15 protein-coding genes and 1 pseudogene are annotated in these 13524 nt (G+C 40.0%); 2 read left to right on the top strand and 14 right to left on the bottom strand.

All coding sequences use genetic code 11. The features are described from left to right. Positions 1–22: 22 nt before the first annotated feature. From MMB75_RS01685 to MMB75_RS01675, 3 genes are all read right to left on the bottom strand, one after another. A complete protein-coding gene (locus MMB75_RS01685) occupies positions 23–1159 on the bottom strand; it encodes an N-acetyldiaminopimelate deacetylase (RefSeq protein WP_025365425.1) in 1137 nt (378 codons plus the stop codon). Positions 1160–1341: 182 nt separating this feature from the next. After that, positions 1342–2055, bottom strand: a complete 714-nt coding sequence (gene dapD / locus MMB75_RS01680) for a 2,3,4,5-tetrahydropyridine-2,6-dicarboxylate N-acetyltransferase (protein WP_013372273.1) — start codon at positions 2053–2055, stop codon at positions 1342–1344. Between the two features lie 212 nt (positions 2056–2267). Beyond that, a complete protein-coding gene (locus MMB75_RS01675; RefSeq protein WP_045244357.1) occupies positions 2268–3173 on the bottom strand; it encodes a hypothetical protein in 906 nt (301 codons plus the stop codon). Positions 3174–3405: 232 nt separating this feature from the next. On the opposite strand from MMB75_RS01675, the gene MMB75_RS01670 reads away from it, so the two are divergent. Then, entirely contained in the window at positions 3406–4350 is a 945-nt protein-coding gene (locus MMB75_RS01670; RefSeq protein ID WP_045244356.1) for a DMT family transporter, read from the top strand. A 74-nt stretch (positions 4351–4424) separates the two neighbouring features. After that, the gene (locus MMB75_RS01665; protein ID WP_045244355.1) at positions 4425–5288 is read left to right on the top strand and encodes a sulfurtransferase; all 864 of its coding nucleotides are present in this window, start codon (positions 4425–4427) and stop codon (positions 5286–5288) included. 144 nt (positions 5289–5432) lie between these two features. Here MMB75_RS01665 and MMB75_RS01660 read toward each other — a convergent pair whose 3' ends face one another. The 11 genes and pseudogenes from MMB75_RS01660 to MMB75_RS01605 all read right to left on the bottom strand — a co-directional run bounded on the left by MMB75_RS01660 (position 5433) and on the right by MMB75_RS01605 (position 13512). Next, a complete protein-coding gene (locus MMB75_RS01660; RefSeq protein WP_045244354.1) occupies positions 5433–6437 on the bottom strand; it encodes a phosphotransferase enzyme family protein in 1005 nt (334 codons plus the stop codon). A 36-nt stretch (positions 6438–6473) separates the two neighbouring features. Then, positions 6474–7073, bottom strand: coding sequence for a YdeI/OmpD-associated family protein (locus tag MMB75_RS01655; RefSeq protein ID WP_044788059.1), 600 nt, complete (start codon positions 7071–7073; stop codon positions 6474–6476). 597 nt (positions 7074–7670) lie between these two features. Continuing rightward, positions 7671–8294, bottom strand: a pseudogene (locus MMB75_RS26180) (class I SAM-dependent methyltransferase). A gap of 21 nt (positions 8295–8315) precedes the next feature. Beyond that, entirely contained in the window at positions 8316–8771 is a 456-nt protein-coding gene (locus MMB75_RS01640; protein ID WP_031461874.1) for a DinB family protein, read from the bottom strand. A 517-nt stretch (positions 8772–9288) separates the two neighbouring features. Beyond that, entirely contained in the window at positions 9289–10083 is a 795-nt protein-coding gene (locus MMB75_RS01635) for a phosphotransferase (RefSeq protein WP_016821702.1), read from the bottom strand. 49 nt (positions 10084–10132) lie between these two features. Further along, the gene (locus MMB75_RS01630) at positions 10133–10357 is read right to left on the bottom strand and encodes a hypothetical protein (RefSeq protein WP_045244353.1); all 225 of its coding nucleotides are present in this window, start codon (positions 10355–10357) and stop codon (positions 10133–10135) included. After that, entirely contained in the window at positions 10348–10581 is a 234-nt protein-coding gene (locus MMB75_RS01625; RefSeq protein WP_045244352.1) for a hypothetical protein, read from the bottom strand. The genes MMB75_RS01630 and MMB75_RS01625 overlap by 10 nt, the downstream gene beginning before the upstream one ends. Positions 10582–10689: 108 nt before the next feature. Next, positions 10690–11580, bottom strand: coding sequence for a toll/interleukin-1 receptor domain-containing protein (locus MMB75_RS01620; RefSeq protein ID WP_052679216.1), 891 nt, complete (start codon positions 11578–11580; stop codon positions 10690–10692). A 138-nt stretch (positions 11581–11718) separates the two neighbouring features. Beyond that, positions 11719–12165, bottom strand: coding sequence for a hypothetical protein (locus MMB75_RS01615; protein WP_017428262.1), 447 nt, complete (start codon positions 12163–12165; stop codon positions 11719–11721). 206 nt (positions 12166–12371) lie between these two features. Further along, positions 12372–12833: a DMP19 family protein gene (locus tag MMB75_RS01610; RefSeq protein WP_230681870.1), complete on the bottom strand. Its 462-nt coding sequence runs from the start codon at positions 12831–12833 to the stop codon at positions 12372–12374. Between the two features lie 265 nt (positions 12834–13098). Beyond that, a complete protein-coding gene (locus MMB75_RS01605) occupies positions 13099–13512 on the bottom strand; it encodes a GNAT family N-acetyltransferase (RefSeq protein WP_045244350.1) in 414 nt (137 codons plus the stop codon). Positions 13513–13524: the final 12 nt, after the last annotated feature.

Genomic DNA, 13524 nt, shown 5'->3' with positions numbered 1-13524 from the left:
ATAATTATTCAGACCGTATCATTCACCCTTGAGACTTCCATGTAAAATAGTCTGTCAGCACGCGGATGGCTACCTCAATGGCTTCCTCTGCAGGCTCCAGCTTGGCATGATGCAAGCCATAAGGCGTATCCACGCCAAGCCAGAACATCAGACCGGGTATTCGCTCCAGAAAATATCCGAAGTCCTCTCCCGTCATCGCTTCTCCGCATTCAACGAGCTGCACATCCTGCCGATTACTGACCCATTTCATGAATTCCTCAGTCACCTTGGCTTCATTGTACACTTGCAAATAATTGGAGCCATAATGAATCTCCGCTTGACATTCAAACCCAGCTTCCACACCGCGCACCAGCGCCTCAATCCGTGATTTAACCAGCGTCATCGTATCGGCAGACAGCGTACGGATTGTACCTTCCAAACGAGCGGTTTCCGCAATAATGTTCTGCTTCGTGCCTCCACTAACCTTGCCAACAGTAATGACTGCGGCATCCAGTGGGTTCACGTTACGGGCTACCACCGTCTGTAATTGCCCTACCAGCTGGCAAGCAGCTACTACCATATCATTCGCCTTGTGTGGATAAGCAGCATGTCCGCCCGTACCCTTGAGATCGATGAAAAGCTCTGACGTATTGGCAAACAGGATACCCGGGCGAGTAGCAATTGTGCCTACAGGATATTCTGGTGCAACATGCAATGCGACAATTTCATCCGGCATCCAGTCGGCCAGCTCCGTGCTGTCCCGCATAGGCAAGGCCCCACCAGGTCCTTCCTCCGCAGGTTGAAACAACACAACCAGATCATCCTTCATCGGATGGCTCGCAAAGTGAGTCACAATTCCCAATCCAATCGTCATATGTAAGTCGTGTCCACAAGCATGCATGTAGCCAGGATGGGTCGAACGGAAATCGTAACCCGTCTCTTCCTCAATCGGTAAACCATCCATATCACAACGATATCCATAGCGGCGCTTAGGAGCCGTTCCATGAATGAATACTAACACGCCCGTACGCCATGTACGAATCTCCAGCCGCTCCTGAGGGAGCGTTTCCAAGTAGTTCAGCAAGTATCGTTGTGTTTTATATTCCTCAAACCCCGGTTCAGGAATTTGATGCAGATCCCTTCGTATTTGAACAAAAGAACGATAATCGGCTGTGCTCATTTTGCTGCTACGCCTCCTCTTTATAGCTCATCAGCTCTTATCTGGCAAAAGAATAAAAGGACAAAAGCCCGGCGCAGCCGCCGAGCCTTGTCCGTTGTGCTTCGTCCCTATGTTATGCTGTCAGTGTATCATGCTCCTGACAAGGAATCGTTCACCTTTGGTACATAAAGAACTTTGCCTTCTTACAAAACGCGCAGTTCTTTCAAAATCTCAGTTTTGGATTTGGTCTTGTCATCGACTTGTTTGATTACACGTGCAGGTGTACCCGCTACTACAGAGTATGGAGGCACATCTTCAGTTACAACCGCTCCGGCTGCGACAACTGCACCTTTACCAATGCGTACGCCTTCCAGTACAACCGAGTTCGCACCGATCAATACTTCGTCTTCTACGATAACGGGCTGTGCGGAAGGTGGCTCAATGACACCTGCAAGGACAACGCCTGCACCGATGTGGCACATGTTGCCTACTTTAACACGACCGCCAAGTACAGCATTCATATCAATCATAGTGCCTTCACCAATCGTAACGCCAATGTTAATTACTGCACCCATCATAATGACTGCGTTGTTACCGATGCCTACCATATCACGGATATAGGCGCCTGGCTCAATGCGTGCATTAATGCCTTTCAAATCCAGCATAGGAACAGCGGAGTTACGGCGGTCATTTTCCACCACATAATCTTCTTCTTTAGCGTTTGCGCTATCCAGTACCGGCTTGATATCGGCCCAATCACCAAATACCACACCGCTGTCTCCAGAAATAAAAGCTTGAACGTTCTCGCCAAAAGATGCGGAAGCCAAAGCCCCTTTTACATATACTTTAACAGGCGTCTTTTTCTTGCTGTTTTTAATCACGTTGATGACTTCTTGTGTATTCATTTCGATGGACATATTAAATCTAACAACTCCTTCATCGCTTCATACGACTTCGCAAGCCGGAATGATCTTATTCTCTCATCCTTTATAGCACAAAAGTGCAGGTCTCGCAATTACAGATTAGACCCTCGAAGCGCTAACCTAGTACCTGAAACAACAAATTTCAGCAGTTTAACTGCCTTAAATTCATAATTATAAGCCAGCATCCATCTGACTTTACATCAGGATTATTTATTAGCTTGCAGGCTCTCCAGCGATGTATATATGAAGGATTCGAATCCTTCAGCAGGCTCCCCTTGTGGAATGTTCACTTTGACGCTGAAAGCGCCCGTAGTATTTTCTACAACAATATATTGTCGTGTAATCTTCGAATCGTTCGCTTGCAAGAACAGACGGCTGCTGGTCAGCGCTTTAGGCACGTCTGCTTTGTCCAGCTTTTGCACCTTGCCAATGGAAGTCAAGTCCTTCTCGCCTTCTTTTTGAAGCTCATCTAAATTAAAGTTGGAGGGCAACTTCGTAATTTCGGCATAGTAGTTATCATCCACCGCTAAGGCGACACGGTTTTGATCTGGGAACAGGGACATCGGATCAAACACATACAGCGAATATCCCTCTCCCTTTGCCAAGGTTGCTGTCTGCTTTTCCTTTTTCCCTTCAAGAGTAAGCTCAAAAGTTTGAGTTTTCGCGCGTTCCCCGCCTACTTGCTGACCAGAACTTCCGTTTTGATTACCATCTGTTGCAGCCTCTGTCTTTTGTATTTTCGTTAACGTCAGTTGCTTCGCTGTCGCGTCGCCCTCTACTGCTTGTTCGTTATATTCAAACGCTACTGGATCACCTTCTTTAAGCCCAGCTATTACGGTGTCTAGTCCTTCTCCTAGCTGGAAGGATTGGGCTTCGCCATTGGTTTCAATCTCTACCGTATGCGGGTCAGCAGCTCCGTTGTATACACCTGTGCCTTTTTTAACCTGCGGCTCAGCGACTGGCTCCCGAGTGGCTTGCGGCTGTTGCGTTTGCGGTTGGTCTGCCCCTTGAGGTGCATTGTTATTGGTTTGCGGTTTCGTACCACAAGCTGATAGAGCCAGCGCTGCTACGACAGTCAGTAGTATGATTGAAAATGTGTTATGTTTTTTCATAAAATCCACCTCCACGATGTTATACGAGCTTGTGCAGCAAAAGTTCTATGCAGCATCTCACTTAAAATCCTTCCTCTCGCTCCCGTTGATTATATTCTCAGGATTTTGCAAAATCCTAATACCATGGGGATGCCAGGTACGGTATAATAGGCTACATTAAACCTCATTTTCGAGATACCGTTAGAAGGAATTTAAACGTATTTATTTTCTTTCATACGGATGGAGCTGCCACATGAATCAAGCACACAAACCGTCGTTTTCCTTTGAATTATTGTACATCATAGGTATTATCGCTATTTCGTTCTCCTCAATCTTCGTTAGATGGTCTGAAGCCGAGGTGTCCGTCATCGCTATGTACCGTTTGTACCTGACCAATCTTTTGATGCTGCCATTGGTCTGGAAATACCGCACCGAGCTATTCAGCCTCACTCGTAAGCAGTGGATGCTGATCCTCTGGTCCGGTATCGCGCTAGGGCTGCATTTCTTGCTGTGGATGGGCTCGCTGCGACTGACCACCGTTGCAAGCTCTACTGTTATTATGACATTGGAACCGATCCTTGTCATGCTCGGTTCTCTTTTGTTTTTCCGGACAGGCACAAATCGCGCTATGCTCTTCGGAATGGGTATGGCCTTTGTCGGCTCACTGGCCATCGGCGCAGGGGATTTTCATGTCTCAGGACAAGCTCTGCTCGGAGATGCACTGTCCTTTTTGGGTATGGTCGCCGTGTCCATCCATATGCTGATGGGCAAGCATCTGCGCGAGCATTTGAGCGCTTTTGTCTATAACTTTTGGGTTTTTATCATCGCAGCCACATCGCTTGCGCTGTATAATGTGGTCAATGCTATACCTTTTACTGGATATGCGCCACGGGAATGGGGGCTGTTCCTGCTGCTTGCCATAGTGCCTACGCTGTTCGGACATTACCTGTTTAACTGGCTGCTCAAATACATTAACGCCACCGCGGTGTCGATGGCGGTACTCGGTGAGCCTGTTATTTCTTCCCTGCTGGCATGGGTGCTGCTCGGGGAAAGGCTGTCTACCTTACAATTTGGGGCAGGCTTTTTTATCCTGTTTGGAGTATGGGTTTTCATCCGATACGGAACGGATTTTAAAAAGCAAGTTGTCCACCAAAGTGAAATGCCTGACAATGAGCACCCCCTGAAGGTTAGCTCTTAGCTTATTACCCCATTTTCATAAACCATACTCAATGGATTAAATTTACTATTAAAAAAAGGAAGGCGGAATCCTCTATGAAATCCATCGTATCTAAGCGCTGGCTGTTGGCCCGATTGTATGAACCCGACATAATCATTGCCGACTGCCGTTCCGTGCTCGGACAAGCCGGGGCTGGACGGACCGAATTTAATGAAGACCACATTCCTGGGGCGATTCACTTCGATTTGGAAGAAGACCTTACCGCTCCTCTAGGCAAGCATGGTGGTCGCCATCCACTACCTGATGTAGATACACTTGCTGCACGTCTGAGCCGTGCCGGGATCAATGCAGGTTCACGCATCGTCGCTTATGATGACCAAGGGGGGATGATGGCCTCCCGCTTCTGGTGGCTGCTGCGCTACCTTGGTCATGAGCAGGTATACGTACTGGAAGAAAGCTACAGCGCTTGGAAGGAAGCAAAATTCCCCGTTACGGCAGACCAGCCGATTCGCATTCCCTCGACCTTTGTGGCAAATATTCAGCCACAAATGCTCACAAGTATGAAAGAAGTACAACGTATATCCGAAGCTTCTGTTCCTGTTGGCTCCTATATCGGTTTTTCACCTATATTGATCGACTCCAGAGAGCGGCCGCGCTACCTGGGACTGGAAGAGCCTATAGATCAAGCAGCGGGGCATATCCCCGGTGCGGTGAATTTCTTCTGGAAAGAGGTCTTGGACGAAAAGGGTGCATTTAAAAATGCAGAGCAGTTGAAACAGCATTTCTCTGATCTTGATCAGGACGCTGAGATCATCGTATATTGCGGATCAGGCGTATCCGCCTGCCCGAATGTTCTGGCCTTGAATGAGGCAGGATTTAGTAATGTGAGACTCTATCCAGGAAGCTGGAGCGATTGGATCAGCTATGAGGAAAATCCGGTGGCGACCGGGGAGGAATAATCCGTTTTTAACGGATATAGAGGGTTTTAAAGACAAAGCCCACTGCCTTAAGCGGTTAGGCTCATGGCAGTGGGTTTGCTTTATTTATGTAAAGGATCTCTAGGTTTTTTTCGGAATATAGTTATCATTAGCTTTGCATACTAATTAAAATATAGGGTTTAATTCCAACCACTTTTGAAGCAGTTTAATATCTTCATCTACATTTCTGATGACAGCAGAGTCTCCCCAAGTATTTGGAAGATAAGAAATGTATAGAGTGCCAATATTAAAAATTCTTCTGAAGGGAATAAAGAGGGTAATAGAATCTACTTCACTTTGGCTCATAGCTCTAACCTTGTTATATCCATTTAAGAATTGATATTTTCGTTCTTCTCTCTTTTTTAATTTCGTTTCGTCACATCCCATGCCAAATGGGAAAGCATACATAGATATGTCATATGCTCTCCATCCATTTCCACAGAAATCAAAATCAAAAAGGATAGGATTGCTGTTAGCGTCAACTCGGATATTCCCACTATATATGTCGCCGTGACATATACCATATTGCGGTCTTTCAACAGTTAAATACTCTAGTTTATCGCTCACATTCTTTGCAACTTCCTCTAAAAAATGCAGGTCAAAATCATGAATGGTTGAGAACTGTCTGATAGCATCCATAGAATTATCTATAAATGATGCAGCATCTAGATTCCATCGTTTTTTTCCAAGCTCATATTTGTCCCAAGCATTATGAATTGTAGCGATATAACTACCTAATCTCTCATTTAATTCAGCCGTTTCCTCAATTTGATTAAACTCATGTTTTCCAACAGACGTATATAGCACTCCATACCTTATCCCATTTGCAGTGTTGAACTGTGAAATAAATTTTCCATCATGTCTTGTAACTGGTGTAGTGATTTCAATGTCTGATAATTTTAGGTGATTGAGCAAATCTACCTCTGCTTGTATTTCTTCCATGCTTCTGATCCCTTGACGGTATACCTTAAAGAAATACTCTTTTTCGTCTGCATTAACTCTATATATGTCATGTATGCCTCTATAAAATAACCGGCATTTAAGTAAGCCATAAGAAAAATATTCTCTTGAAATGTACTCACGAAGTGCATCGGCAGATAGTACAGATATCTCCAACGGAAAAAAATCCAAATGAATATCTCCCTTCAATTGTATTTCTCATCGAATTTATCGATCATTTAATCCCTTTCCAGCGAGAATGTCCTGCATACATTTTTCAATCCTCGATTCCCGAGTTTTAGATTGTTTGGGCGCAGCAAAATGCATAATGTATGCTCTTTGTCGTCCCGGCGTCAATGCAGCAAAAGCAGTTTTCAAAGCAGGATTTTCATCTAATTTAGCTTGGAATTCTTCAGGAAAAATAAGTTCTGTATTCTTTTTAAAATCCACTTTTAAACCGGCTTTTTCCACTTCAACGGCTTCAATTATATAGGCTTTCAAGATGGTTTCCATCTCAACAATTTCTTCAACATTCGTGAACCGAATCTGGCGCCCCGCCTGCGTATCCTCCCCAGGTTTGATTAGAATACCATTGGGGTCTTTTAACAAAGCACCTTTGAAAAACATAAGCGCACAGTGTTCTTTAAAGCCTTGTATTATAGCTATGTTACTATTCTGAAACATGTAACAAGGTTTACCCCACTTCAGTTCTTCAGTGAGCTGGCAGTCAAGCATGATTGCTCTCAACTTCTCCATTTCCGCCTTCCATTTGTTCACTTTTCCTAAATACACATCAACCTTAGGATTCATTTCCTCTCTATTTGTCATGTTAGCTCCCCCCTTATGTTTTTGCTCATCATGTTTATGTATAAATATTTACAGAAAATCGATTTTCGATACGAATACAGAAGAGATCACGATATCAAGGGCAAAGCCGAAACGTATATTTTTATTATACGAATTCAGCCCATCGAAAAATAGCCGTCACATTGCTATATTTATAATATGTTCACCTCATCCCATCTATAAATTACATAACCCAAACTTCTTCGTTCACTTCTCTTGTCTTTATTTTCTCACTCCAACTCATTATTCTTGAGCTACCGCACCCAATACTCCCCATAGCAATGGAAAGACTAGAAATATGGCATTTACTAGGGACAATAATATACCCATCCTACATCATCCATTGTTCTTATTGATTTAAAACAAATGTGCACCACTAGTGTCAGACTAAATAATCTCAAGCCTATAATACTTACTATTGGTTTGTCTTGCATTCTCATTTTTTTATTCCCTTCGGTTCCAATTACATATAACGATCTGTATGCACGATGTCCTAGCGTTTAAGGACTAACAGTCCGGCTGCCACTTGCGGCAGTTAAGCGGTAAGGGTGTGTCTGTTGAATTACTTCCCCGAAATGGCTAATCAATATTTTGAACAACTATATATCTTAATTTATATTCTTGTTGTTTTTCTGCATGTGTCAGATATTCTTTTATGGAACCAGTTTCTAATATATTCAATTCATTAAAATGTTCAATTAAATTTTTTTCAGTAAAGAAGTGAGCATATTTCCCTTTCTTGTATTCATATGATCCTTCCTCAACTTTTCTACCCACGCCATTATTTAAATCGCGATCAGAAAAACACGTAAAATACATCACTCCCTGTTCCTCCAAATGCATCACACAATTCTGTATCAGTTTTTTTCGGTCTTCTAACAAAAATAAATGTAATAAATCATAACAATATATGCCGTCATACCTTTTGCTTGTACGAAACTCTAACACCGATTCTCGAATAAAATTCGTTTTTTAATCCCATTCTTTTGCTAGATCTATAGCTGAACTAGATATCTCAATTCCATCAACCTGAAAACAAGAAGAGAGCATCTTAGTATTTCTCCCATATCCAGCACCAGGAACCAATATATGATGTGCATTATTCTTTTTGAACAAATCTATAGCTTGCGTTACAGTTTGACTTGGTTCACAACCCCAAATCATTCCTTCTTCAGCAAACCTTTTGTTCCAATAATCTCTCATATTATTCACCTGCCTATATACTCACATAGCTCTTCTTTTAAGCTCATCAATCTGTCTTATATGATGTTGATCATGCCAGATAAAATCTCTTAGATAAGATATTACAGTAAACTTCCCGTCAGCATATTCTTTAGTAAACTTATCATCTTCCATACTCTCTATACTCTGCAATATCATGTTACGGTACTGAATAGTCATTTCAATTAATTCTTCCTTTGTTTTTGTTTTCCCATATTCAACAGCATCCTGATTAAATTGATTAAAATCAATATGTGTTAATGTCAAAGGCGTATTGTTTAATATCGGATGTATGGCTGCTTCATAAAAGTATTTATCCCACAGCAATATATGACTTACGATATCGTGAACTGACCATTTATCTTCAGCAATCTTTATTTGCCAATCCATTTCACGAATCTCAGAAACAAAACATATCCATTCCTTGAACTCCTCTAGTAACTGCGACTTTTCATTCATGGTTTCACGCCCCTCTTTTCAAATTTGCGTTAGTTAGAATAACGTATTTGTATTCATGAACCCCAAAAATGGGGTTTGCTAAAAATCTTTTTTATGAATTCTATAATGATTATATCTTTCAGCATCTATTTCTATCTCGCCTACAAACTTAAAATCACTTTTTTGAATAACTCTATTGGATGGTCCATTCTCAAGTAATACAATTGCATTTAACTCTTGTTGAAGTTGATATTAATATCCAGTTCACTATAAAGTAATAATTGTTATGATCTTTATTGAACCATCCATTAATGACTACCAAACAAAAAGGAATAATTATGGTTGTTCCCATTGCAGAAAAAAAAGTAACAATCCACAATTCTTCAAAAACATTTATCAACATCCAAATAGGAAACAAAGTTAGATGAAATATAACTATTGGCAATATGTTAATGGTAAAAAGGTTTCTTCGTATTATTGCAACTAGCTTTGTAATTTCTATATCCCTCTTTCTATTGTGTTTTGAGCTAAAGAATTTCTAATTTTTTATAATAGTTTGTAATTTATCTATAACTTCATTCCGATCTTCACCGTTTACTTCACATACTCGAGCCGCTAAAGTTGGTGCCATCCATTCCTCAAGGAATTTTGGATTCATTTCAGATAGCATTAAATACTCTCTTAGATACTCTCTATTAAAAAATTCACGATATTCTCTCTTAATTAGCCAACTGGGAGCATTAGACGGTAGTGCATGTGATTGAATCATCATCGAAGTTCTAGTAACATCTGCCGCTTGATTACCAACCACAACATTCATCCAATCAATAATTATAGGTCCCTTGGATGAAAGGATGATGTTGCCGGGATGAAAATCATAATGACAAAGTGCATTACCTCCAGGCAATGTATTAAGCACATTTATAACTATTTGCTTCGCATATTCTTTAATCACTTCAGCAGTATTAATTTTGTTGGTTAATTCAGTTTTTAGATTTGAGTTCATTTTGATCTCAATGTTATGCAATTCAAAATGAAGTTGCGCCATTAGCTTAGCATAATGAGAAATACTTAATTTCGTTGGATCTATTTGTTTTAGCATTGTTGGCCCATCAATTTTCTCATAAATAAGACACGACGTGCCCTTATACTCCAACAGGCCAGAATAATTAGGTGCTCTAAGATTTAAGTTATTTATAATCTCGGCATTTTTTGCTTCCTTTTTTGCCTCGTGCATTGAGTGGCTCTGATTATGAAAAATCTTTATTACTTCGGTTTTCCCCCATTCATAGACACTTGCAGTATTACCAATACCAAGTAATTCACCTATCATAATTTGCCCCTTTCTTCGAACAACAGGACGTTGCGTTTGCTTTCTCCAATTAACATTCCAACGCTTTGCTTGCTTCTGTTAGTTCATTATTGGCCTCTAAATATTTTAATATTTTTTCGATATCATCGTGGTCCATTGTCTTCGCTATAATTAGATGTTTAATATTAAATCCTGGTATTTTCATTTCTTTTTTAAAGTAATTCACTAATTTTTGAGGGGTTGTCACCAAACTCCATCGTTCACTTCCATCCGAAAAAGTATGGGTCACCTCCACCAAATCAAACTCCTTTGGATCATCATCAACTTCCATCTTTCTAAATAAGGCACTTCTATATCTCCTTCGATAAAATGAGCTTTTGATATCCAAACTGCTTTTCCATGGTTTCCAATAATTCTATACTTGTCCCTATCTTCTTTTTTTACGATGTATTTATTGCCCCTTGTAAGTGCATGAGCATAAACGCCTATACTCATACAAGTTATGATTGTTCCCTCCATCAATTCACTTCCATACCATATTTAATTTAATGAGGTTTCGCATAACGTTTTGTGGGTCAAAAGTTGCAAGGTTTGAAGTGTAAAAACGATGCTCTTGACTTTTTGAATCTAAAAGAGTTTATCTCCCTTATACCAATTAAATTTACTTATTAATTCTTTTGCAGCTTCATGTATTTCATCACCTCTTGAAAACCTTTGCGTAGAGTGTTCAGATTTCTCATTAGAGATACCATGCTCTTTTTTGAATTCCTCCATCACTCTCCATACGTACTCGTCACATGCATCAACTGAATTTCCTACATATAAATCAAAATCGGTTACTTTCAAATGATTCGGATTATAAGCTCCCTTAAATGTAGCCATATAGGCGTTTTTATCTCCAACTAATTTAATGGAAATTGATTTCTTTCCAGTTCCAGTCCGTGTATGAAGTGTAATAGAATATTCATTAGCTGTTCCTCCGACCCAAGTCGACCAGTTATAATCAACAGCTCTATCAACCAGCGTTGTTACCAGATTTTCAAATTCTATTTTTTTGAATTTCCTCCAATTATCCTTTCTAGATTTCGTAAATTTTCTCCAATTATCTTGTGTGATCGCTTCTGTCTCTTCAATGCCAAATATACTTGCTAATTCACCGAATCCTTGTTCATAGTTTGTTCTGAAGTCAGCAAACTTTCTATCTGATAAAAAAAGAGGAATGCTACAATCCCTATGATAGATGGGCAAAACAAATACTTTTCTAAGTTGCATTTGTTTTGCCCATGCAGCACCTAATTCACTTTTCACCCATTCTGAGCTTAGCGCTTCAGGTGATAAAACAATTCCAAGATATTCATTTTCACGAATTCCCTCTTCGATTCGCCATGTAATTGATTCCCCCATCTTTATTTCCCACTTATCAAACCAAACATTGACACCAATTCGTTTTAAATCCCTAGCTAATTTTTCAACAAATGGTTTATCAATACTAGTATGACTCAAAAAAATACTAGACAAATTAACCTTCCTCCTTTTAATAAATTCAATTTTCGTTCCTGTATCTATATATCCCAAGGATTTTTTTGGTAAAATCCCACCTCGAAATCCACCCACAGACCAAGGTATGATGTCTTTGCTTCTTCGAAGCAGTGTACATTATTGTTTTTCTAATATTCCAAAAGTATCATGAATGACTCTTTCATAGTTTGCCCATTCAAAATAAAAGGGACCTATATTTATTGGTTTGTTCTCATGCTCCAATTTGAAATCCTTCCATATTACAATTTCTTCTTCCCTGTCAATTTTCACTGAAATATAACCACACTCTTCATCTCCACACCAAGGACATACAAGTATTGGATATCTATAGTACATATCCTCATGTGGTTTCTTTAGTAAAAAGTATTGAATCATTTCTTTTTGTTGATCTTCGCTTCCCCATCCTAAGGATGGAACAAGATCGTGTTTCTTGAGCATTTGGTAAAGTGATCTTCCATCAATAATTAAATCTGCAAACTTTGTGTTTTTATTTCCATCTTGTTCTGGGTCAAATTCATCATATCGGCTGGAAAGTTTAGTTTGTAGAGTGTTTATCGTTGTCATTGGTTTCTCTCCTTGTTGATTATCTAGATTTCACATAACGTTCTTGTATTCACGAACCCTCACTGGCTTAAGGACCAAAGGACTGGCGTGATGCGCTTAATCAGTGCAGGATTGTTCGGATGCACTTTATCAAGGCCTCGACCGGACCAGGGAATTCATGGTGCCCAGCGATCCCGGGGTAGATAATACCAACGCACTTCTGCGAATTACTTACGAACATCCTTAAGCTCTTGAAACAATACAATCCAGTTGTCAGAGAGATAACCAATTAAGTACTCAAAAATATCTCTATCTATTGAATATATGTACAGTCCATCGGCCAATTCTTTAATTCTTTCAAGCAGCCTCTTATTAATGTCATGTCTCTCTTCAAATGGTGTAACTTGATATTGTTCCAATTTTATTTTTCCATTAAAATTAATACCTTCAATAAGACCCCTTATTCCCTCCATAATAGACGAATCTTCTTCCGCCCTAATTAGCTTTAAAGCAGCAATTGTTTCATTCAAGTACTTTCCAGTAGCATTTTCCAGAAATCCGAAAACTCCATTCATTGATAATTCTGTATCAAAATCTATTAACAAAATAATAGTCCGCAAAGATTCTGGTACCTCATAAATTATGTCTCGTATTGAGCTAGCCTCTTCTCCGTAGATAACACTACCCATGTGTTCCACAAGATCTGTAGCCGAAAAGTTATTATGGGGCGGAATTAATAGCTTTATAACATGATTTAGGGTGCTTATCATATTCACCTTGATTTCATAGTTTTGGTTTTACATGGTTCATGTAACGTTTCTGTATTCATGAACCCCAAAGGGGGCGTCTGCTGAAATCTCTCTTCGAAACCCAACTCGCAGACCTAGGCTCCATTGGAGACGCAGCTTGAATATTACATTTTAAATGTCACTTCCTTCATTGATTTCCTCAACGTTAATTTTTGTTCAACTCCTTTGTCAGTATTATTTCCAGAGGCTCGTTCTCAAGCATTAAACATCCAGCATCTCTATATCCAAGCTTCCTATATAAATGTTGAGCTCCTTCATTCGACTGTGTTGAGGTCATGACCATCTCAAATCCCTTTTGTTTCATTAATTCCTCCCAATACTGGACAACTTTTTTACCAATGCCTGTTCCTCTGTACTCCTCATCTATCCATATCATATTCATAAATGGTGTGTTGTCCCAAAAAAATCCGTATCTCATCCAACCTATTTCTTGATTGGATTCTCTAATTATTAGAATTTCATTTTCTTTTATTTTTGGTCTTATCAGTGTTTTATGTATGTGCTTGTCTCTTAACGAGATATACTCATAATCTGATTCAATTGCAAAATCAATCTTCATTGTAAATCCTCC

Source organism: Paenibacillus sp. P2(2022) (assembly GCF_029522175.1).
In the GTDB taxonomy this organism is placed as follows: Bacteria; Bacillota; Bacilli; order Paenibacillales; family Paenibacillaceae; genus Paenibacillus; species Paenibacillus polymyxa.
Note: the sequence above shows the minus strand (reverse complement) of the source record. Positions and strands in the feature narration are given on the sequence as shown.